At 37.8% G+C, this 22,095-nt stretch carries 24 protein-coding genes; 10 read left to right on the forward strand and 14 right to left on the reverse strand.

Going from position 1 to position 22,095, the window contains the following annotated elements; translation table 11 throughout:
- The first annotated feature begins 56 nt into the window (after positions 1 to 56).
- From EHQ49_RS08245 to EHQ49_RS08255, 3 genes are all read left to right on the forward strand, one after another.
- Entirely contained in the window at positions 57 to 1,460 is a 1,404-nt protein-coding gene (locus EHQ49_RS08245; RefSeq protein WP_135578269.1) for an aspartate ammonia-lyase, read from the forward strand.
- A gap of 80 nt (positions 1,461 to 1,540) precedes the next feature.
- Positions 1,541 to 1,909: a response regulator gene (locus EHQ49_RS08250; RefSeq protein ID WP_244241408.1), complete on the forward strand. Its 369-nt coding sequence runs from the start codon at positions 1,541 to 1,543 to the stop codon at positions 1,907 to 1,909.
- Between the two features lie 51 nt (positions 1,910 to 1,960).
- Positions 1,961 to 2,596, forward strand: a complete 636-nt coding sequence (locus tag EHQ49_RS08255; protein ID WP_135578273.1) for a lytic transglycosylase domain-containing protein — start codon at positions 1,961 to 1,963, stop codon at positions 2,594 to 2,596.
- Positions 2,597 to 2,606: 10 nt separating this feature from the next.
- On the opposite strand, the gene EHQ49_RS08260 is transcribed toward EHQ49_RS08255, so the two are convergent.
- On the reverse strand, positions 2,607 to 3,815 hold the full coding sequence (locus EHQ49_RS08260) for a hypothetical protein (protein ID WP_244241409.1): 1,209 nt from the start codon (positions 3,813 to 3,815) through the stop codon (positions 2,607 to 2,609).
- A 224-nt stretch (positions 3,816 to 4,039) separates the two neighbouring features.
- Between EHQ49_RS08260 and EHQ49_RS08265 the strand changes: the two genes are divergently transcribed.
- Together EHQ49_RS08265 and EHQ49_RS08270 are read left to right on the forward strand one after the other, a co-directional pair.
- Complete coding sequence (locus tag EHQ49_RS08265) at positions 4,040 to 6,058, forward strand: protein meaA (RefSeq protein ID WP_135578277.1); 2,019 nt, start codon at positions 4,040 to 4,042, stop codon at positions 6,056 to 6,058.
- A 102-nt stretch (positions 6,059 to 6,160) separates the two neighbouring features.
- Positions 6,161 to 7,150 carry a P-loop NTPase family protein gene (locus tag EHQ49_RS08270; RefSeq protein WP_135578279.1) on the forward strand — a complete coding sequence of 330 codons (990 nt, stop codon included), beginning with the start codon at positions 6,161 to 6,163 and terminating at the stop codon, positions 7,148 to 7,150.
- Here EHQ49_RS08270 and EHQ49_RS08275 read toward each other — a convergent pair.
- From EHQ49_RS08275 to EHQ49_RS08305, 7 genes are all read right to left on the reverse strand, one after another.
- Entirely contained in the window at positions 7,143 to 7,565 is a 423-nt protein-coding gene (locus EHQ49_RS08275; protein ID WP_135578281.1) for an acyl-CoA thioesterase, read from the reverse strand. The genes EHQ49_RS08270 and EHQ49_RS08275 overlap by 8 nt on opposite strands.
- Complete coding sequence (locus tag EHQ49_RS08280) at positions 7,565 to 9,205, reverse strand: glycerol-3-phosphate dehydrogenase/oxidase (RefSeq protein ID WP_135578283.1); 1,641 nt, start codon at positions 9,203 to 9,205, stop codon at positions 7,565 to 7,567. Before EHQ49_RS08280 ends, EHQ49_RS08275 begins: the two co-directional genes overlap by 1 nt.
- Before the next feature lie 4 nt (positions 9,206 to 9,209).
- A complete protein-coding gene (locus EHQ49_RS08285) occupies positions 9,210 to 10,136 on the reverse strand; it encodes a diacylglycerol/lipid kinase family protein (RefSeq protein WP_135578286.1) in 927 nt (308 codons plus the stop codon).
- Positions 10,136 to 10,774 (reverse strand): TetR/AcrR family transcriptional regulator, encoded by a 639-nt coding sequence (locus EHQ49_RS08290; protein WP_135578287.1) that lies wholly within the window; start codon positions 10,772 to 10,774, stop codon positions 10,136 to 10,138. Before EHQ49_RS08290 ends, EHQ49_RS08285 begins: the two co-directional genes overlap by 1 nt.
- Complete coding sequence (locus EHQ49_RS08295) at positions 10,774 to 12,390, reverse strand: FAD-binding oxidoreductase (RefSeq protein ID WP_135578290.1); 1,617 nt, start codon at positions 12,388 to 12,390, stop codon at positions 10,774 to 10,776. The genes EHQ49_RS08290 and EHQ49_RS08295 overlap by 1 nt, the downstream gene beginning before the upstream one ends.
- Positions 12,391 to 12,477: 87 nt before the next feature.
- A complete protein-coding gene (locus tag EHQ49_RS08300) occupies positions 12,478 to 12,930 on the reverse strand; it encodes a VanZ family protein (RefSeq protein WP_135578292.1) in 453 nt (150 codons plus the stop codon).
- Positions 12,931 to 12,971: 41 nt separating this feature from the next.
- Entirely contained in the window at positions 12,972 to 13,277 is a 306-nt protein-coding gene (locus EHQ49_RS08305) for an HU family DNA-binding protein (protein WP_135578294.1), read from the reverse strand.
- 177 nt (positions 13,278 to 13,454) lie between these two features.
- Between EHQ49_RS08305 and EHQ49_RS08310 the strand changes: the two genes are divergently transcribed.
- Both EHQ49_RS08310 and EHQ49_RS08315 read left to right on the forward strand, forming a co-directional pair.
- A complete protein-coding gene (locus tag EHQ49_RS08310) occupies positions 13,455 to 14,732 on the forward strand; it encodes an STAS domain-containing protein (RefSeq protein WP_135578296.1) in 1,278 nt (425 codons plus the stop codon).
- On the forward strand, positions 14,733 to 15,281 hold the full coding sequence (locus EHQ49_RS08315) for a hypothetical protein (RefSeq protein ID WP_135578298.1): 549 nt from the start codon (positions 14,733 to 14,735) through the stop codon (positions 15,279 to 15,281). It begins immediately after the preceding gene.
- On the opposite strand, the gene EHQ49_RS08320 is transcribed toward EHQ49_RS08315, so the two are convergent.
- The gene (locus EHQ49_RS08320; RefSeq protein ID WP_135578300.1) at positions 15,190 to 15,726 is read right to left on the reverse strand and encodes a hypothetical protein; all 537 of its coding nucleotides are present in this window, start codon (positions 15,724 to 15,726) and stop codon (positions 15,190 to 15,192) included. The two genes, EHQ49_RS08315 and EHQ49_RS08320, sit on opposite strands and share 92 nt — an antisense overlap.
- Before the next feature lie 78 nt (positions 15,727 to 15,804).
- Here EHQ49_RS08320 and EHQ49_RS08325 point away from each other — a divergent pair, with 78 nt between their 5' ends.
- The gene (locus tag EHQ49_RS08325; RefSeq protein WP_135578302.1) at positions 15,805 to 17,307 is read left to right on the forward strand and encodes an HDOD domain-containing protein; all 1,503 of its coding nucleotides are present in this window, start codon (positions 15,805 to 15,807) and stop codon (positions 17,305 to 17,307) included.
- A 2-nt stretch (positions 17,308 to 17,309) separates the two neighbouring features.
- Complete coding sequence (locus tag EHQ49_RS08330) at positions 17,310 to 17,561, forward strand: hypothetical protein (RefSeq protein WP_135578304.1); 252 nt, start codon at positions 17,310 to 17,312, stop codon at positions 17,559 to 17,561.
- A gap of 2 nt (positions 17,562 to 17,563) precedes the next feature.
- Here EHQ49_RS08330 and EHQ49_RS08335 read toward each other — a convergent pair whose 3' ends face one another.
- Positions 17,564 to 18,004: a Crp/Fnr family transcriptional regulator gene (locus tag EHQ49_RS08335; RefSeq protein ID WP_135578305.1), complete on the reverse strand. Its 441-nt coding sequence runs from the start codon at positions 18,002 to 18,004 to the stop codon at positions 17,564 to 17,566.
- A gap of 109 nt (positions 18,005 to 18,113) precedes the next feature.
- Here EHQ49_RS08335 and EHQ49_RS08340 point away from each other — a divergent pair, with 109 nt between their 5' ends.
- Positions 18,114 to 19,193, forward strand: a complete 1,080-nt coding sequence (locus tag EHQ49_RS08340; RefSeq protein WP_135578306.1) for an acyltransferase family protein — start codon at positions 18,114 to 18,116, stop codon at positions 19,191 to 19,193.
- On the opposite strand, the gene EHQ49_RS08345 is transcribed toward EHQ49_RS08340, so the two are convergent.
- Genes EHQ49_RS08345 through EHQ49_RS08360 form a run of 4 tightly spaced genes read right to left on the reverse strand, consistent with a single transcriptional unit; the run spans position 19,135 to position 22,009 of the window.
- Complete coding sequence (locus EHQ49_RS08345; protein WP_135578307.1) at positions 19,135 to 19,737, reverse strand: NADPH-dependent FMN reductase; 603 nt, start codon at positions 19,735 to 19,737, stop codon at positions 19,135 to 19,137. The genes EHQ49_RS08340 and EHQ49_RS08345 overlap by 59 nt on opposite strands.
- Positions 19,734 to 20,381, reverse strand: coding sequence for a DUF1569 domain-containing protein (locus tag EHQ49_RS08350; protein WP_135578309.1), 648 nt, complete (start codon positions 20,379 to 20,381; stop codon positions 19,734 to 19,736). The genes EHQ49_RS08345 and EHQ49_RS08350 overlap by 4 nt, the downstream gene beginning before the upstream one ends.
- A 7-nt stretch (positions 20,382 to 20,388) precedes the next feature.
- Positions 20,389 to 21,099 (reverse strand): ParB/RepB/Spo0J family partition protein, encoded by a 711-nt coding sequence (locus EHQ49_RS08355; protein WP_135578311.1) that lies wholly within the window; start codon positions 21,097 to 21,099, stop codon positions 20,389 to 20,391.
- A complete protein-coding gene (locus tag EHQ49_RS08360; protein WP_135578313.1) occupies positions 21,083 to 22,009 on the reverse strand; it encodes a ParA family protein in 927 nt (308 codons plus the stop codon). Before EHQ49_RS08360 ends, EHQ49_RS08355 begins: the two co-directional genes overlap by 17 nt.
- Positions 22,010 to 22,095: the final 86 nt, after the last annotated feature.

Genomic DNA, 22,095 nt, shown 5'->3' on the forward strand with positions numbered 1-22,095 from the left:
TCCCATTTGGATTTGGTCGAGTATCTTTCGTCCTATCCAAGAGAATTTAGAAATTTATGAGCCAAACAATACGCAGAGAACACGACCTTTTGGGGGAACGAGATCTCCCCGCGGATGTTTACTGGGGAATCCACACCCTAAGGGCATTGGAAAACTATCCCATTACCGGCAAAACCATCGGCACTTATCCCGATCTAGTACGGGCTCTTGCTTATATCAAAAGGGCTTCTGCTAAAGCCAATCTACAACTAGGCCAACTTTCTAAAGAAAAAACAAAGATGATTGTGGATGCTTGTGACAGAATTCTAGCAAACGAATTTCATTCACAATTTGTAGTTGATGTGATCCAAGGCGGAGCTGGAACCTCCACTAATATGAATGCCAATGAAGTGATCACAAACATCGCTTTAGAAATGGCCGGTTTTACAAAAGGAGACTATTCTCACCTACATCCGTTAAACGATGTCAACATGTCACAAAGTACAAATGACGTTTATCCTTCATCCCTTAAAGTGGCAGCAGTATTTGCGATCAAGGATTTACTTTCTGCTATGGAAGAACTGCAATTAGCTTTTCGCAAAAAATCAGAGGAGTTTAAAGATATTTTAAAAATCGGGAGAACCCAATTACAGGACGCAGTACCAATGACTTTGGGGCAAGAATTTTCCACTTACGACGTCATGTTAGGTGAAGATATTAGCAGATTAAAAGAAGCAACCTCTCTGATTGGAGAAATCAATTTAGGGGCTACGGCAATTGGTACAGGAATCAATACAGACATTCGATACTCACAGATTGTTACCGATATTTTATCAAACGACACAGGTCTGAGCCTTATTGCCGCACCGAATTTAATTGAAGCCACGCAAGATACAGGTGCCTTTGTACAATTATCTGGGGTTCTCAAACGGATTGCGACCAAACTTTCTAAAGTATGTAATGACCTAAGACTTCTTTCCAGTGGACCACAAGGTGGGTTTAACGAAATCAATCTTCCGGCAAAAGCAGCAGGATCTTCCATTATGCCAGGTAAAGTGAACCCCATCATTCCAGAAGTAGTGAACCAAATTGCTTATGAAGTGATTGGGAACGATATCACAATCACGATGGCATCCGAGGCTGGACAATTACAACTCAATGCCTTTGAACCTATCATCGCGCACAGTCTTTTCAAAAGTATCGAGCACCTAACAGCTGGTTGTAAAACATTAGAAATTAATTGTATCAATGGAATCACTGCCAACCGAGAATTGTTGGAATCCCGAGTGAAAACGTCTGCAGGACTTGCCACCGCCTTAAATCCTTACATTGGATATGAAAACGCAACTCTGGTAGCAAAGAAAGCTCTATTAGAAAACCGATCCGTTGAATCCATTGTTCTTGAATTAGGTTTGTTAGAAGAAAAAAAACTAAAAGAAATCCTAAGCCCAGAAATTCTCACAGCACCTCATACAATTTGAGGTTGGATTATTTCTTGATTTCTTTTTATTTTTAGAGAAAATACGCTCGGTTCTATTCGTAATTTATGAAACAATTAAGTATGGTATTCCTAGTTGAAGATGACGTGATTACAACATTTCTCATCAAAACTTTGATGGAAAAGTTTTCCTTTGCAGACGAAATCCAGGGATTCCAAAATGGAGAGGATGCTTTAAATGCTCTGCTCAGTGGTACGGTAGACCCAGATTTATTGTTTTTAGATTTGAATATGCCGATTATGGATGGTTGGGAATTTTTAAATGCCATAAACCAACATCCAAAGTATGCAAAACTTCCCATTTATATCCTCACGTCTTCCATTGACCCCACGGACAAAGCGCGGTCAGCGGAATTTCAAAATGTGAAAGGTTACCTTGTAAAACCCCTTTCCCTCAAAGATTTACAATCCATCAACCCCACAATAGGCTAATGAGACATATTTTTTTCTTTAGTTTTCCCCATCACGACCGATCTTAAAGTTGTGAGACTTTCAGATATTCCTTCTGTATCTTCTGTTCTAAACCGGATGGAGTCCCTATCCAAACTTTCAGAAAATCCCAAGTCTCTCGTTTCCTTCCCCGATGTTTTAGAAAGGGAATGGAACCGTGCAAAACCACAAGACAACCTTCCCGTAAATACTCAGAGCCTAAAAGCAGAGGGAATTTCTCTCCCCTTCCCCAAAGAAGCCGACTCCCTGCAGGCCAGTCCCAACCAAACAGATGGAAAAACAAAACCAGCGGATATTTTCGGAACCATTGAATCCATTGCCAAATCACAAGGGATGGATCCAAATTTAGTAAAAGCAATGGTAAAAGCGGAATCTAATTTTAAACCCAAAGCCGTCTCCCCCAAAGGTGCGATGGGACTTATGCAACTGATGCCAGAAACCGCAGAATCTTTAGGTGTCTCTGATCCATTTGATCCGGAAGACAATATTGGCGGTGGTGTGAAATTCTTAAAAGGGCTTATGAAAGAGTTCAAAGACCCTGAAAAAGCAATCGCGGCTTATAATGCCGGCCCGGGAGCAGTGAAACGTTACAAAGGCATTCCTCCCTACGAAGAAACACAAAAATACGTAAACAAAGTCAAACGTTACTATAAAGATTTTAGTTCTTAAAAATTAAGTTTTAGTAAAACGTTAGATAACCGAACTTTTTCTGTAAACTCGCAGTATATACCTCAAACGGATGTTTGATGGCAGTTTCCGACCAAGCTTCATCTACTTTTTTAACAATAAAGGCCAAACTCTTTTCATTCCTGATTTTTTCTGATGTAGCTCTTTGAATGAGTACGTCATTTTCGCTGATAGGAACGATCGCAAAAGATCTAGAATTTCTTCGAAATAGTCCTGACTTCTGAACTAATTGGATGTCCTGGTTCCAAATTCCATTCACATACAAAAAAGATTTATCCGTTACCGTTTCCTCTCTCATGTATTTAGTTTTGGTACCTGTTTGGAAATAAAACGCAAAGGAAAATTCTTTCGGTAAATAAATAGGATCTGATTTTAAAATGAGAGCTTGTCCAAAAGCCTTTGTTAGGTTTTTAGATTGGAGTTCCCAAGGTTCTTTATCTGCCGTTTTTAAGTTTTTGAAAATAAAATAGATAGAACCCAAAATACAAAGTACAATGACAACGGATGCTGTGATGGTATTTAATTCTTTTTCTGTTTTTAATAACACATGTCCAATTCCCAGTACTACGAGTGGCAAAAGTATGAGCAGAGCCGATGTGTACCAAGTTTTGAATAAAAACCCAATGGAGTTTGGTCCAAAAAAATCTGTATAAGAAAAATAGAATAAAGAGAGAATAAAAAATCCAAGATACCCTAATAAAAATAGAAAAGGTACGTTTTTCTTTTTATAAAACACTGATGTTTTTTGTGCAGCCTTACGAGATCCACGAATGCCAGTGAAAATCACAAAGAATGTAAATCCAAGATAGAACATGATAAAACTAGAGAAAAAAGCAAAAGCGGTAAATGTAGGAAAGATGAGAAGGTCTGTCATCTTTTCCAATCGGAAAGTTAAAAACACCAATAGTAAAAATACAAGACAAAGTGTTTCTGTGAAATAGGAAGTTGGGAACCCATAGGAGAATGGGAGAAATGCCGCCAGATAAACCAAAAGGTAATGGTTTCGTTTCCACTCTTCTGACCTAAGGAGTAGCATAAACAAATGTAAGAATAAACTATAGAAAAGTCCGGCTAACACTAGGAAGGAAGGGATATAATTGGTTCCAAAAAGTTTCTTCCACGCCACAACAAACCAGATGGCCAGTGGTTCCCGAGCAGAAAGGAGCCCCCCTTCTTCCACAGCTGCCTTAATATTCGCCAAAAATTCCCATTCGGTTTCTGTCGTAGGAAAAGGTCTAAAATAAGAGAACAGAGCAAAGCCCAAACTTAAGAGTAAGATGCTAAAAATGAAAGGAAGTGGTGAAAAAGGTTTTGGGTCGCGCATCTTGGAAAAGGCTCAAATTGCCTAGTCCTGTATAAATTTTTAGGTGAAAATATTCCAGAAGATTTTCAATTATACATAGAATTTATAAAACGAGGCAAAGAATGTCCGCCGAAAAAAAAGAATACCTTCTCGTGGACGAGAATGGACAGGGAAAACCTGACAAACCATGGATTTTTAGGACTTATGCAGGGCATACCAATGCAAAAGCCTCCAATGAGTTGTACAGAAAGAACCTCTCTAAAGGCCAAACAGGGCTTTCCATTGCTTTTGATCTTCCTACTCAGTGTGGATACAGTTCAGACCATGAGGTATCACGCCCAGAAATCGGAAAGGTGGGTGTTCCCATCAACTCACTCGAAGACTTTCGCATTTTATTCGACCAAATCCCGATCGAAGAGATGAACACATCCATGACCATCAATGGAACTTCCATGTGGTTACTTTCGCTATATGTGGCACTTGCGGAAGAACGAGGAGTCCCACTAGAAAAACTCAATGGAACCACTCAAAATGATCTGATCAAAGAATATCTAGCACGCGGAACCTATATCTATCCTCCGAAAGAATCCATGAAAATCATCGTGGATATGTATGAGTATAGTTTACACAAAATTCCAAAATGGAATCCATCTAACATTTGTTCCTACCACTTACAAGAAGCAGGTGCAACACCTGTACAAGAACTTTCTTTTGCACTTGCAACAGCCATTGCCGTGTTAGATGCCATCAAAGAAAGGAATTGTTTTACAGCTGAAGAATTTGAACAGTGTGTAGGTCGAATTTCTTTCTTCGTTAACGCTGGAATTCGTTTTGTAGAAGAGATGTGTAAAATGCGCGCCTTCACAGAAATGTGGCAAGAAATTACTACAGAACGTTATGCAGTAAAAAATGCAAAGTATCGCGTGTTTCGGTATGGAGTACAAGTAAACTCACTGGGGCTCACTGAAGAACAACCAGAGAACAATGCATGGAGGATTCTCATCGAGTCTCTTGGTGTGACACTTTCCCGAAATGCAAGATGCCGTGCCCTCCAACTTCCGGCTTGGAACGAAGCATTATCCTTACCAAGACCTTGGGACCAACAATGGTCACTTCGATTACAACAAGTCCTTGCTTATGAAACAGACCTTCTTGAATACCCAGACATCTTCGAAGGATCAAAAGTCATTGAATCGAAAGTCAAAGCTCTGAAAGAAGAAGCCAAACTTGAAATTCAAAAGATCATTGATATGGGTGGAGCTCTTGTTGCCATCGAAAACGGTTACATGAAATCTCAACTTGTGAAATCACAAACAGAGAGACTTTCTAAAATCAATTCCAACGAACTAGTGATTGTTGGTAAAAACAAATGGACTGACGGAATCAAATCTCCTCTGATGACCGATTCTGACGGTGGTATTTTCAAAGTAGACCCAAAATCCGCAGAACAAACATTAAACGTTCTAGGAGAGGCAAAATCTCGTCGGGATGTAGCAGTTGCAAAAAAGTCTTTAGAAGACTTAAAAAAAGCAGCAAAAGAAGGGAAAAATCTAATGCCATTCTCCATTGCTTGTGCAAAAGCACTAGTAACCACAGGCGAATGGGCAGATGCACTTCGCGAAGTTTATGGAGAATACAACCCACCAACGGGTGTTGACGGCCAAAAACTCTTTTTGTCAGATGATAAAGTTTCTACTGTTCGCGGAAAAGTGGAAGCCTTTACAAAGGCAAATGGACATAGACCGAAAATTGTTGTAGGGAAACCGGGACTCGATGGCCACTCCAATGGTGCTGAGATGATTGCTGTTTCTGCAAAACACAGTGGTTTTGATGTGATTTATTCAGGGATTCGACTCTCTCCTGAAGAAATTGTACAATCTGCAGTGGAAGAAAATGCCAATGTAATTGGGCTTTCCATTCTATCTGGTTCCCATAAAGAAATCGTAAAACAGCTGTTTGATGAACTCGCGCACTACAAGGCCAAAATTCCTGTTGTGATTGGAGGGATCATTCCTGAATCCGATTTTGATGAACTCAAAAAAATGGGAATTCGAGAAATCTTCACACCGAAAGACTACGATCTAATGTCGATTATGGAAAAAATCATCGACATCGTCTCTGTAGAACCAGCTCTCGTTTAAGGCGAAGAGTCGTTTCGACTTTTATCCTTCCATTGTGGATTTTTAAAAATCTGCAATGGAAGTTCCACTACTCTAGCTTATGTTTTTTAATGGCAACCACCCTTGATCGATACTAAAGAATCTTTATCCCAGTTGGTTTCAGATGCAATTATAGGTGAAAAATATCCGATTGCAAAGATCATCTCTAAAATTGAAACGGAAAAGAATTTAGAATTCCGTGAATCTTTATTCCATGAACTTTCAATTCAAAATCCAGATGCCAAAGAAGGACTTACAATTGGCATCACAGGAACACCAGGTGCCGGCAAATCCTCGTTACTTGGCGAGTTATGTAAACTTTTTTTAGAATTTGCTCCAAACAAAAAAATGGCCATTGTTGCCATCGATCCCTCTTCCAATGTCAGTGGAGGTTCCATTCTCGGTGATCGAACCAGAGTCACCCTTCCCAGAAGGGATCCTAGGCTCTATTTTCGCTCTCAACCCTCCCAACTAGAACTGGGAGGACTCAATCCTTACACCTTTCATGTCATCCGTTTCTTAAGACGGATTTTTGATTATGTATTTGTGGAAACAGTTGGGATTGGCCAAAACGAAATATCAGTTTCTCTCATATCCGATTTATCCTTTCTTGTGATGCAACCTCTCGGTGGTGATCAAGTTCAGTTTATGAAATCAGGAATCATGGAAGTTCCAGAAGCATTCATCATCAACAAATGTGATGAAGAGTCTTTGGCAAATTCTAGTTATTATATGTTAGAGTCCACTTTGGAATTCATTAAAGACATCCTTCCAGACCAATCCCTTCCACCTATCTTCAAAACATCCGTCACCAAACGAAAGGGAATTGAAGAACTATTACGGTATATCTTACAATACCAAAAACGGAAGGACAAAAATACAGAAACTCTCACCCAACTCACACAGTGGGTTCGCAATGAATATGGAAGGTGGGGAATCTCCATTTGGGAAGAACTGGAATCTTCAAAATGGAACCAAGCCGTCAAACGAAACCCACTTGGTGGAATTCAGAAATTAAAGTATGAAGAAGAAGAACGTAAAATCGTTTCACTCATCCAAACAAAAATCAAATAAGGACTTTTAAAAAAACATCAGGGATTGGGCAGGGTTTCCTTTCCTCATAATCAAAGAAAACGATCGCGGTTTTGGCACGAGCGATTTCCTTTCCCCCATTTTTATGAGTGATCACATAAACCATCTCTAAAGATTTTTTAGATACGTTGTCCACAAAAAGTTGCATTACTAAGTCATCAGGAAAAAAGGCTTCTGATTTATAAACAATCGCGACATCGGATACAACAATCCCCTTTCCTTCCACATTGATTTCTGTCCATCCGTGCGAATGGAAAAACCGTGCCCGACATTCATGAGTTAAAGTCAAAATAGCATCATGAGCAAGATGGCCTGCAAAATTAATATCCGAAATTCGAACACTTAAATCCGTAGTATAAATTTGTTTTTCTGGAATATCGATAGAAATTCTAGCCATCAGTCAACAAACCATTTGTATCTTTCATCAACTAACTTTACTTCTTCTCTCAATCGATCGGCATTCCAACCCAGTGTTTTTGCAATCTTTTTATCCAACCGAGTTCGTTCCAAAGGATCAATAACTCCCACAGTACCAACCCCTGATCTTCTAAAATAAAAATCGGTTAAATGAATAATGTCTTCATGAACTACCATAGATTCTACTTCTTCTTCATAGTAGATTTCTCCATTGGGAATTCGATAAAAATCTTTTCCTTCCAAAGATAAAATTCTCCAGGTAACACTACCATAACGGCGTGCCAATGTTTCTAGTTTTGCACCCGAGATTTTCGGATACTTAAATTGTAATTCATTCACAAGTTCTTTGAAACTTTGGTATCGTCCACCGAGTAGTGGTGTAAATTTTGTGACACAAGGAGATATATCTCCTTTGGAATAAATATCGATTGCATTCACTAAACTTTCTGCAACTGCTCGACTAGTGGTATATTTTCCGCCTAGAGCAGAGAAAAAACCCGGGAATCCTTCCTTTTCATAATGAAAAATTTCAGATTTCCTAGAAGCGGAATATGTTCCTTCTGTACTACCCGGATCTTCTACTAGTGGCCGAAGGCCACCGTAATAATAATCCACATCTTTTAAAGTGAGTTTTGCAAACCCAAAACTATAATTCACTTCATCTAATAAATCTACAAGTTCGGATTGTTTGACTTTAAAATCATTTGGATCATCGTCATAGGCGGTGTCAGTTGTCCCTAAAATGGTTTTGCCACGCCAAGGAATCACAAAAAGATGAGACCCATCTCTTTTGGATAATAAAGCACATTCATTTCCACAAATGTTTCGGACTACCGCATGAATTCCCTTAGAACGAACTAGTTTTTTCTCTGCCGTAACACCCGTCATAGATTCAATCAAATCAGCCCAAGGACCTGCTGAATTGACAACAACCTTAGCCGAAACCAGGACTTTTTTCCCTGTGATGGAATCTGTAAGTCCAACCGTATAACCACCGCTATTTTGTTTTTTTAGTGTGGTGACTGCAAGGTAATTGAATGCATGAGCACCCTTCTCCTTCGCAGATAAAATAAATTCAGTTGTATGCTTTTCTGGATTTGGGTTTGCATAGTCGTAATACTGAAAACTCCCAATTAAAGACTTTCGATTCAGTCCAAAAACTTTATAAATGGTTTCTCTAAGTGAGTTCCATCGGTATCTGGGCAATTTGACGTCGGCATCAATCTCTTCATTACGATCAAAAGAAAGTGTATTATATAATTCCAACCCAAAAAACAATTGAATTCGTTGGAACCAAGAACGAACGGGAATGATAAATCCCATTGGTCTTACTGCATGAGGCGAAATTTTGGCAAGGTATCTTCTTTCGGAAAGTGATTCTCGAACAAGCCCAAACTCTAAATTCTTTAGGTATCGAAGTCCACCATGAATGAGTTTAGAAGTCGCTTGACTCGTCCCAGATGCATAATCATTTTTCTCTACAAGTAAACAATTGTATCCGCGTAACGTTGCGTCCCAAAGGACATTGGCCCCCGTGATCCCACCCCCGATAATGATGATATCATACTCTTCTTTGAGGTTTTTAAGTCGCGAACTTTCATTCTTTGTAATTTGTTTCATTTGATTAACATTTGATCGGCAAGGCTTTTGGCAAAACTTTGAAGTGGGCAGGAAGTTGACCCATATTTTCACCATCTACATCAATAAAAACATCTTCCTCAGACTCAGCTGTTAACTCTGTGATTTGTTTAGAGATCACCTTTGAATCATCTGACAATTTCCCACGGTATAAATATCCAAACTTCCGAAGGGTTTCCATCACTGTTACGTCTTGAATCGCGAGAAAGTCCATTTTCCCATCGTCTAACTTTGCTTTGGGTGCGAACCACATTCCTCCACCCGCATACTCACCATTTGCACAAACAATAAGTCTACATTTATTCGTGATTTTTTCAAATTTAGAAAGAGTTAGAGAAATTTTTTTGTTAGTATAAGTGAACAAACAGAGAAAAGAATACAGTAAAAATACTCCCTTCCCACCGATGATGGAAGCAAGCTTTGACCTATTGACTTTATAAACAACTTCCCCACCCATTCCAACATCAGCTAAGTTCAAACAAAGATAATCACCTTTTGTTTTATCCGCTTTGGTGTAAGTGACTGCAATCAAATCAATGAATCTTTCTTTGCCTTCAAGAATTTGTTCTAAGGCTTTGATTGGGTTTTTAGGAACCTTTACTGTTTTAATAAAATCATTTCCTCTACCAGCAGGGATCGGACTAAATATAACATTTTTATTGATTAACTTTCCTTTTTCAAAAAGTCCGTTAATGATATTAGAGAATGTTCCATCACCACCAATACCGATAATCCAATGGAACCCTTGTTTGACAGATTCTTTTACGATGTCGCGGGCTGCCTTGTCTTTTGTTGTGGCCTCAAATTCATAAGGAATCCCTTTTTTTTGTAACTCCGGTTCCACTCGTTTCCAAACTTTTGCGGAGAGACCTCCGCCAGATACAGGATTTAAAATTACTTTTATCTTTCTCATCAAGTCTCTCCTTTGTTTCCAGAAAACAGTCCATAAAATAGTACATGTTCAATCGTTTCTAAGTAGGCCTTTTCACTTTTGATTTCATTTTGAAAATGCCCTTCAAGAATCACTTCAACAGCACCGCGAATCATACCCCAAGCCACAGCAACGTTAGGATAGGTTCCCTTCGTATTGATTAAATTTTCTTGTTTTGCTTGTTTGTATATTTTTTCTAAAAGTGTGAGTCGATTGGTTCTTTCATCTATTAAAAGTTTTCGCAGATCGTCAGAGACATTATTAATATTTAAGTTAACGCCGCACTGCCGAGCAACAACATACATATGTCGATCACCTAAACAATGATCGATATATGCTCTAATTGCTTTTCTAGACATTTCTATCGCTGATGGTTCATCAAAGGATTTTTCTAAACGAGTACGAAGGCGAACATAGTCTTCATACTGAATCCTTGCCATTAGATCATCTTTACTTTTGAAGTGCAGGTAAATAGTTCCCCTACCTATCTCCAACTGTTTTGCGATATCATCCATCTTTACAAGTGATGGATGTTTAGTTCTAAAAAGTTCAATAGCACAATTCAGAATGTCTGTTTCTCTTTGTGCAAATTCACGTTTTTTCCTTTCAGAAACACCCATTATTTTAATCCTAACAATCCACCTGGGTTCATGATCCCTTTCGGATCGAATGTCTTTTTGATCGAAGACAAAATACGAAGGCCTTCTTTCCCGACTTCCCCTTCCATCCATGGAGCAAGCATCCTTCCAATTCCATGATGATGGGACAACGAACCACCGTGTTTATGGATACTATCGATAATTCCTTTATGGAATTTCACAAAGTCTACAGTTTCATTTTTTTGATTCATTGGACTTAAGAAAATAAAATACAGATTGGCACCGTTCTCATAAGCATGGGAGATATGCACCATACAAGATGTGTTTTCATGACTTTTGATATAAGCTCTAGTTTTTTCCCACAACTCATGTAAATTTGACCAACTAACAGCAGTCTCTAAAGTATCAATTCTTATCCCTTCATCCATTAGATAATCTCTGAGATAGGCACTAGAATATCTTTGATGTAACCATTTGTTTACGGGAGACTCCCCTGTTGAAAACCCACCGTTACGTTTTGCAATTTTTTTGATCTTCTTCAAAACTTCTTTTGCATATGATGGATCTCCATCTACAATGATATGCATAAGAGACCTTTCCATTGGTTTGTAACCAATAAACCGCAAGAACAAATCTTCTTTACCACCATGAAGTCCACTCATATGAAAAGAAATGTCTGTTTCTTCTGGATCTTGGATACGAAAGAAATGAGGTTTACCGAAACCAGCTTGCATTACATCTCGCATCGTCTCCACGGCCTTTTCAAAGTTTTTGAAAATAAAAGAACCTTTGGCTGAGTTTTCTGGATGGAATTTCCGAATTTTTAATGTTGCTTTAGTAATCACACCAAAACTTCCTTCCGTTCCCAGAAACAAACGGAATAAATCTGGACCGATAGATGCCGCAGGATACGATTTTGATTCAAACTTTCCGGATGGAGTAATCGCTGTTAAACTAAGAAGAATGTCTTCGATTTTTCCATAACCCGTGGAAGCTTGGCCGGCACCTTTTGCAGCAATCCAACCACCAACTGTGGAAAACTCAAATGATTGTGGGAAGTGACCACAAGTATAACCACGTTCATTTAAATGTTTTTCCAAAACTGGGCCATACACTCCCGCTTCCACCGTTACGGTAGAATCAATCGCATTAAATTCAATGATCCGATTCAAACGAGATAAATCTAAAGAGATCCCACCTTTAGGAGCTTGTAGAGCTTTAGTGACTGTAGAACCTGCACCATAAGGAATCACAGGGATTTTTCCTGCATTTGCAACTGCAATTATCTCAATTACTTCCTGTTCATTTTTTGGTGATACAACAACATCTACAACATCTGCTACTTCACCAAATCTTGCTTTATAAATTTCTGTATAAAATTTCCCAATAGAATGTCTTGCGCGAGAGGAATCGTCTAACGAAACAAAGTTTTTTCCAACAATTTGTTTTAACTTTATGAGAGTGGCTGTGGAAATTTTTGATTTTTTTAAAGGCCTTAAAGGAAGTTCTCCTTTCGGAAGTGAATTTTTAAACTCTTTATCAACAGGGAACTGACCTTCCAAAAACTTCAATGTATGTTCTGGTAATTTTTCTTCTACGTTGGGAGATCCCCATTTATAAATTGTGCGAGTTTGCATATTGGTAACCACAAGTTCTTATTTGTTCCAAAATTTGAACCAAGTTCAATATTTGACAACCAAAATAATCTGCAGTCCAAATTTTCTTTATCCGCGAAATTCCTTAATGTACTCCGCCCTAACCTGATCAACAAAATCACTTGTTAGAGCCGTTCCAAATAATGCTGACAAGGTTTCAACAAGTACATCATCTAAATCAAATCCAGTTAGAATCCATTCGATGAGCTCAAACGTAATGTCTAACGCAGGTTCAGAATATAACTCAGATTTCCCTTTTGCAATTTGTAACAACAAGTTGGTGATACCTGTTAGTTCTTTTTTCTCTATAAAGGAACGAATTTCAGTGGGGTAAGATACCATTAACTTTTGTTTAATGGCATTGGGTGTAAAGATAAGCTGATCTTCGTGAAGATCTAATGCTTTTAATAGATGATCTTTGAGATTTTTTTCTGAATGATGGCTTTCTTGCCAAACGAGAAGAATTTTCTCTCCTACGAGAGAATCTTCAAAAGGTAAAAAAGGATAAGGTTTTTTATCCATAAAATGCCCAGGGGGACATCCTCCTGGGTTCACAAACTAAATTATTTTTTTGGAGGTACAACTGCATCTTTGCAAGTTTTAGATAGTGTGAATTTAACAACAGTTTTAGCAGGGATTACAATTGCTTCACCAGTTGCTGGGTTTCTTCCCTTACGTTTTGGACGATTGCGTTTAACAAGTTTTCCTAAACCTGGAATGATGAATGCACCGTTTTTCTTGGTTTCTTTATAAGCGAGATCAACAAAGGAGTCTAAGAACGCAGCCACGCTCTTTTTGGTCATACCAGTTATTTCAGCGAGTTCGCTGAGCATTTCGGACTTCTTCATTGGGGTAGGAGTTGTTGCCATACTTTGATTTTCCTCTAAACCATTTAACGGTTACACATTATTTATAAAACTACATGATTTGGTACAAGACTAAATTGATTTTGGATACAATTTTTCTGCAAATTTCCTAAGAAAAACAAAGTTTTTGTAAAAAAACCTTTATTTCCCTAAGGAAAATAGGAATTTCTTCCAAAACTCATGGCTTCAACCAAGTATAAAAAGGTCGTAGTGGTATTCAAACGTACCAAATACGAATTGGATTTGGAAACTTATGGCTCCATTCAAGCCTATAAAGAAGTCGCACGGCTCAATCCGGAAGTCTTTGAGAGGACACAGGAATCTCACGAAAGGCAATTACAATCTAGAGAATTTCTAAAAACGAATGTGTTCCCCAATGCTGATTTTGTATTTCGTGAAAACTTTGAACCAGAAGGTGAGACAAATTACGATTTGATTGTAGCCCATGGTGGTGATAATCATTTCACTTATGTAGCCCATTTGGCCGGGAATACCCATCTAATTGGCTGTAATTCTGATCCTGATTCCTCTGTGGGAGCCCTTCTTGGGTTCACTGCGGAAGAGTTAAAAGAAGTAGTCAAAAACAACTTCACTCAAACTCAATTGGAGTCATGGTCACTACTTGATACAGAAATTCAATATCCAAATGGAACGAAACTAAAAACGGTCCCTGCAATTTGCGAACTTTCTATACGAAATAATAGCCCAGACCTCACATCTAGATTTTGGATTTCCTACCAAGGGAAAAAAGAAGAACAAAAGTGTTCTGGACTCCTTGTTTACACAGGTGCGGGCTCCACAGGTTGGATCAGTTCTTGTTTTCCTAAAAAATTCCCTCCATTTTCAAAACATGAAGCCTTTTTCCATGTTTATTCTCGAGAAATTCGAGTGAAGTCCCGAGAAACAGAGTTTTCCTTGGCAGATTTTAGGGCTTTAGATCAAGTGGAAGTTATTTCAGAAATGAATGGTGGACTGGCGGTTGACTCTCTAACGGAGAGACATTATCCGTTTCCGCCTTACGCTAAGGCGACAATTCGGTTATCGCCTGAGAAATTATTTGTAATTGTTCCGCTAAAGAGAGGGGAATCCATGCAAGACTTACCATACGAAATAGAACAAAAACGCATTAATGGAACCGTCATCGTCCAAATCAAAGGTCGTATGGAATCGGGGCCACTGGATCGGATCACACAAACGATCTTAGACGAAATGGTTGGAGCTGACAGAAAACATCTCATTTTAGATTTTTCAGAACTTCGATATATCTCCAGTCTTGGAATTCGTATGATTTTGGATGTAAAAATGAACTTACAGAAGAGAAATAAAGAAATGGCACTCGTAGGAGTGACTAGTTCCATTCTTCAAGTTTTTCATCTGCTCGGTCTTTCCAATGCTTTTCAATTCTATCCAGACCGTGAAGAAGCATTGAAGTCTTTTGAGGAGCCATCTAAGTCCTAGATGTCTCCACGAATTTCCGTTTGGATCGCCAATTCGGTTTTCGTATCCTTTGTCGTCATTTCCCTATTCTATTCATTTGTTCATTTTGAAAATCGTTACTTAAAATCAGAAACTGCCACCTTAAACGAAGAGAGGAACAGGAGTTTTGCGATCGTTCAAGAACTCTCTCGTGTGAAAAACCAATTTCCAATCGCCTATCAATGTCATTATAGTTTTGGGCTTAGCAATGGATCTCTCTATGAAATCACAGAAAGGATTCCATATTCTATTTACAAAAGATTGCGGTTAGGTGATACTATTGAGGTTTACAGAAAAGAAATTAAGATTTTTGGAAAACAAACAGCCATTTCGCGAATTCGGGGGAATGAAGAACCACTCCCCCTATTGGAAAACTTAGAAAAGTACTTTCAATATGGATTAATCTATTTACTCGTATTAGTCGGTGTTACCTTAGTATTTAGGGTTTGGGGATTACTATTTCGAACTTATCCTTTGCAGCAAAAACCAACTGCGATTGACGAGACTGTTGTAAATAAAGTTCAGGATTAACATCAAAATTCACAAAACACATATATTTATCGTGTTTTACAATGTACATGAATTCTGAATAATTTAAATGAGTGTTTTGTGTCATAAAACCACGAAGCCATTTGCTTTCTCTATAAACTCTTTCATATTGAACATTGGTTGCATCAATTTTTTTAATAGCTTCAGCAGACTCTTTAGAATAATCGCGGCTCATAATTTCTTTTTTGAGCGTCTTAATCAAGTTATATTCTAACTTTGCTTTATTAGGTGGTAAATTTTCGGGGCGAGTTTTATAATAGTATTCGAATAACTCTTTATCTTGTCCCTCTTTCACATCGTGATTCTCTTGGTTCACATCGGTAGGGGTAACTTGTGGTTTAGTGTCCTGGGCAGAAATAGAGACAACTGCTACAAATAACACAAAGGTAATCGATAGGGATTTTTTTAAGAGTTCCATAGTCTTCATTATCGGAATCCTAACAGAAATTTCAAAATAAAATTTTCTGTTTTCAAAAAGAGAAACAAGGTTCAAAACAGGTTTATCATGTCGATTCCCCCACTCATTACCTTCCAGGAGGACTTTCTTTCCGGAAAACTGATTTCCAAAGAATATGTCCACTTTTCGGAAATCGACTGCCCAGAATTGGATATATGGATTGGTAGAGTGGTTCGGAGTATTTCATTAGAATTCCTACACGAAATTTTATTTACCATCCTAAGTGAACTACTAGTAAACGGATGTAAGGCAAACGGCAAACGTGTTTTTTTCGCTGAACAAGGATTGGATTTATGGAATCAAAATGATTATTCCAGAGGAATCCCTCTTTATAAAGATGAATTTGGGCACAATCGCAAACGAGTTTTTTTGGCACTCGACAAGTCCGATTTCAAAATTACTTTAAGCACAATCTTCAAAGAAGATTACATAGAGTTTCGAGTCAAAAATAATGCCAAAATCTTGACTGAAGAAAAAAATAGAATTTTAAAACGTGTCCAAGCATCTGCAAAATACAAAAACATTAACGACGCCTATCGAGAGTCTGTCGATAACGAAGAAAGTTCAGGGCTTGGGATTGTTCTTATTCACATCTTACTTAGGAATTCGGGAATCTCTAATCAGTTCTTTCAACTTCTGACAACAGAGGAATATACTGAAGTTATTATCCGAATTCCGAAACAACTCATTCCCAAAGAAAATCAAATCAATATTAAAAACCTTTTGGTTCGGGAGGTAAATAGCCTTCCTCCCCTTCCTCCGCAAATTCAAAAACTGATCCTAACAGCAAAGAAAAAAGATGTCGATTGGCATGAAATTTCGGCGGAGGTTGAAAAAGATCCAGCCATTACAGCGGAAATTCTTAAAATCGCAAACTCCCCCCTGTTTGGAGCTCATACTCCGATTATATCGGTTTTGGAAGGTGTAAAAAGAATTGGACTCAAAAATTTGGAATCAATTTTTCTAACATTAGGTGCCAAAAAAATACTTAACTCTCGTTATGCGAAACAAGTATTAGTTTGGACTCATTCTTTTAAAACCTCCATGTATGCTAGGTTTCTGATCGAAGATAGCAAAAAACATCTGAAATTACTCGAGCCTGCCATCATTTGTGGTTTACTCCATGATTTAGGGAGAATGGTCCTCCTTTCCTTAGACCTAAGACAGGTAAACCAAATTCGAGTTCTTAGAAGTGACGACAATAATGAAATTTCAGAATGGGTTGAAGAATACACTTTAGGAACTACACATTCTGAAATTGGATATCTGATGTCAGAAAAATGGAAATTCCCTGAGGAAATTTTAGACGTGATTCGATACCACCACAAACCATGGCAATGTAAAACCAGAAACAATATTCTCTGTCAAATCATCTATCTTGCGGATATTTTAGCCAACATTGGGCGTGGAAAAGGAAACTATTTCACTGTAGAACCAGAAGTACTCGAGTATTTCGAAATTAAATCAGAAAAAGAATTTCGTGAAATGCAAGAAAGGTTTAAACTTCAATTTGAGGAACATAGAGAAGAATACCAAACTCTATTAATTTAATTATGAACTGGAAAGACTTACTCAACCTAGAAGACGAACAATTAGAAGATTCAAATCTTGCAGATGAATTTAACTTGGTTGGGCATCCTGAATACCCGAGTATTTCCTCACTTCCACCAGAAGAAACATTAGAAATTCTTAAAGAGTTTTTATTAGCGGAAGGCCAATCAGTAAATATTAAAAATCTTCTAAGTTATGCTCCTATACTAGAAATTACGTTAATCAAAAAAAATCTACCTACCATCTACGGATAATTTTATTCCACATCTTGAACATCACTGATATCAGTTTGATGTTCTTTTCCTACTTCCGTACTAAATTCAATTTTCTTAGCGACTGATTTTTCCATACTACTAATTAGTAATTCATTTGTACGAGCAAGCCTATCTGCCATTATCGAAACCATCTTTGCTGCAAACTTTGGATTTTTAACGAGGAAGTTTTCCAACTGTTGTTTACTTTCAATAACTGCAACTTCGCAATTGGTTATTGTTCTTGCAGTCGCGCTCCTTGGATTGGAACTAAACAAAGCCATCTCTCCAAAAAAATCACCAGGTTTCATCATAGCCAATCTTGTTTGGCTATTGTTCACCGTAAAAAAAATCTCAACGTTCCCTTGAAGGATGATGTACATCGCATTATTCAGTTCCCCTTCTTTGAAGATCCTCTGATTTGGCGGAATGTTGAGTTTGCTCATTGATTCGTGGCTCCTGTATCTATTTTTGGCTATTTTGCCTAAAATCTGAATTCATTTTCCTTTCCCCCTGGAAATCTGAAAAGAAAATGCCTTAAAGGAGAAGCGATTTATGGAATGGGAATTACTAGGGATCATACTAGCAGGCCTCGGTGCCTTGTATCTTTGGGTCTTCCAAGTCCCCTATTCTCTTCCTCATCCCCTAACTACCAAAAAAACAAGAGAAAACCGGTTCGACTTCCTGCGAGGATTGGCAATGGTTGGGATCGTAATCATTCACGTTCATTCTTACTTTTATTTTTTTCATCCCGCAGATACATCCGTCGTTCGAACGACTTTATTTTTGTCTAATTTATCTCGTTTTTCTGTACCTCTATTTATACTAACATCCGCAATTTTTTTACGGAAAAAAGAAGGGTATTGGATTTCTAAATTAAAGAATTTAATACTACCCTATACAATTGCTTCGGTCATCGGATATTTAATAAAATATAGTAACTATACTGTATTAGAATTGATTCAATTTTACTTTTTAGGAAAGGTTTTTGCTCCCTTCTACTTTGTACCACTTCTGGTTCAATTTTATCTTTTTTTCTTTATATTTGATCGGTATTTAATGAACAAAAAATTTTCTAAAGGACTACTTCTTTTTTCGTTTTTAATCAACTTAACATCAAATCTTGGATTTTTTGATTCCATATTACCCAAAGACTACCATTCGATTTCCATATTAAACTATATTTTCTTTTTTATATTAGGAATCCAAATTGGACTCACTCAAGAAAATGAAAACATACCAAAAACTAACGTCTCGCTTGTCTTTGGAACTTTCTTTATTGTCTTTCTATTCTTTGTAGTTTTGTTCAGCGGTGTTTATGCTTTAGATTTCAAAAACCATCACTTAATTTATCCCATTTTTTTCTTCTTAGTCATTTGGGAACTTTTACCAAAACTCAATCACACTATATCGGATATGATTTGTTATATAGGCAACAATAGCCTGTTTATATTCCTTCTCCATCCCTTTGTCATTCACATGATGCATAGTTTTGACCCTTATTCTTTTGGAGGGCCATTTTTTGGTTATTTATTCACATTAATTTTGAATGTGGGAATACCCCTTGGTATTGCAATTACAATCCAAAAGGGTAAGTCTTTATATCAATCACGCCACTTTGCCGAACCAAAGTAAGCGCTTTCGCATATTCTAATAAAACATTTATTGTGTAACTCAATCTATTACGAATATACTCGTCATCTTTGCCTTCAGGTGTTTCAGAATTTAATACAGATTCTACGTGCCGAACAATTACATGATCGGGGAGATACACAATCCGAGTATTTTTGTAACTAGACATTCGAAGTTCTGCATTAGGGTAACTTCCACCCATTCCACTAGATACTGTGACTATAAGACCTGGTTTATGAGAAATATCTCCCCCACTCAAATACAGGAAAAAATTTTTTAAAGCAGGACTTGCCATTCCGGCATATTCGGGAGAAAGAAAAATATAAGCATCTGCATTTCCAAATCCAACACTATACTCTAACCAAAACTTTTTTAGCTCAGAATCTTTTTCCCACATTGCGGGTTCCCAAAGTGGGAGGGGATTTCCACCCAAGTCAAAAAGAATTGTTTCAATACCTTTTGTTTCTAGTGTTTTAACAAGAAATTTGCCAACTTTTAATGATTGCGAATTTTTCCTATGGCTGCCTGCAACTAAACAAATTTTCATCTAGGCCCGCCACCTTGATTTTTGTTTCCTTTGTGGTGGGTTTTCTTTTTATTTTTCCATTTACGATTATTATGACCGTTTGGTTTCGTATCACCACGATCATCTTTTTTCTTCTGGGGATGATGGTGGTGTTTTTTGTCTGCAAAAGCTTTTTCTTTTTTCTGTTCTCTTTCTTTTGCAAATCTTAATTTCTCATCACCAAACAACTGAATATAACCAAAGAGAAAAGCTCCAAGAATTCCGTGAATTCGTTCCCATTGTTTTTTATCCAGATCACCAAAAACGGGATGTTCCGCAAAAGGACCTGAATGTAGTTTGAATGCCGTTAAAGATGTTTTGAGTCTAAGAAGAGCAGAATCCGAATCCCCCAAATCCTTTGGAGGAAATCCAGGGATTTGATTTGCCTTTGTGTAATTCCCTTTGGATATAAGTTTCGCAAACTTATATTTACCCAATAATTTATTAATCGTATTTCTTTTATTCGTAGATCCAATTCGTTGTATTGATAATTCAATGGATTCTGCCAAAAAATCATAAACTTGAGTTAAACTAACGTCAGCTTTCTGTTTTTTCTCACAGGCTATAATGATCGATAACTCTCTTTCGATATCGTCTATCGTTTTAAGTTTTAAAGTTGACTTCATTTTTCCTCTATTCGTTGATTCCGTATTTCTTTTTGAGTAAACCTAATTCTTTCAAAAAGTTATCTCTGACCTTCCCAGTAAGTTTGCCTACATTGATGCTAACCCGACTGATTCCAGACCCAACTCGGGGTGAAATCATTTCACCCCCTCTGTTTTCTTTACGTTTTAGCAATTCTTCGAGATTCTTTACTGAAAGTGGTTTCCCGCTGATCATTAATTCCATAACCGATTTCTGATCCAACCTAGCGATACTGCTAAGTTGTTTTACATACCTTCCGCTGTAACCCAACAATTCAGATACTTCCTCTGCGGTTTTCCTTTTTTCTTTGCGGAGAAACTGAATGGCTTTTCCAACTTCCCAAGGATTTAAATTTTTCCTTTTTTCGTTTTCAGCCAGTGACATCTCATAACATACATCTTCATTCGCGTCTGTTACAATCGCAGGAATTTCTTTCCAACCTAATTTGAGAGCTGCACGATAGCGACGTTCTCCGGCAACAATCAAATACTTGCCCTTGTCTTTCCGAACGAGGATAGGCTCAATTAGTCCCAATCTTTCCATTGAAGGAACAAGATCCGTTGTGTCTTCGCGTCCAATAAGCCTTGGTTGGGTAGGATTTGGTGAAATCTGACTCAGCTCTAAGTGAGAGGGATTCTTTTTCTTTTCAGAATAAGCAGAAATTAAATCTAAGGCTTGGAATTCAGTTTTTTTGGACATCGATTTTACTTTTAACCTCTACTGCAAGATCTCTAAAATTTTTCATCGTAGCTAAATCAATTTTAGCTAAAAAAGACATCTTCGCTTGTGCTTGCGGAATAGCCTCTCTCCTCTGAATGACAGTTTCGAAAACAGGGAAATATTTTTTTACCCCTTCCGCTAAACCAGCCAAGGCTTTCTGCCCTTCGTATTGGTTTAATACCGCCCCTAATAATTTCAACCTTTGGTTCGCTTTTTTTTGAATCTTCTGGAAAGTTTCGTATAGATCCCTAATCCCTTGTAAACTAAAGGCTCTTGTCTGAATTGGAACCAATATGTAATCAGCGCAAATCAATGCGTTCTCGAGAATAAGACCGAGAGAGGGTGGACAATCAATAATTATAAATTCGTATCTGGAACGAAGAGGAAGGATTGCTTCATTTAATAATTCAAAATCATCGCGTTCATATGGTGTGGTTAAGTTTGCTAGTTCCAAAGTAGAAGGGAGCAAATCAAAATTTTCACCAATGGTTTTGATAGCCGGTTCAATATTCTTAGCTTTTTTCCCCCGATAACCTAAATAATCCATTACAGAAGGTACATCTTCTTTTAAAAAAAGTTGAGTCGCATTGGCTTGCGGATCCCAATCGATTAACAATACTTTGTGGTTTTCAGCGAGAGCTTCTGCTAAATACAAACTGATTGTCGTTTTCCCCTCCCCTCCCTTTTGGTTTGATATAGCAATTACATGACTATCAAATCCATCTGGTTCAGTGGGTTCAAAATACTTAAGCAAAACTGATTGTTTAAACTCCCCGGACTTCCATCCAGGTATCTTCAAACTTGATACCTTGGCGGAGAACTCACCCGCGTTCAAACCAACGAATTTAGCCGCTTCTTCTTCAGTTAGTATAGTATCCGTTTTGCCCATAACCTACCCAAATGATGTGAATATCCGTCCAGACTGTCAATTTAATTATGTCTCTTAGGGGTGAAATGATTTCACCCCCAAACAAA

Source organism: Leptospira perdikensis, from assembly GCF_004769575.1.
Taxonomy (GTDB): Bacteria; Spirochaetota; Leptospiria; order Leptospirales; family Leptospiraceae; genus Leptospira_A; species Leptospira_A perdikensis.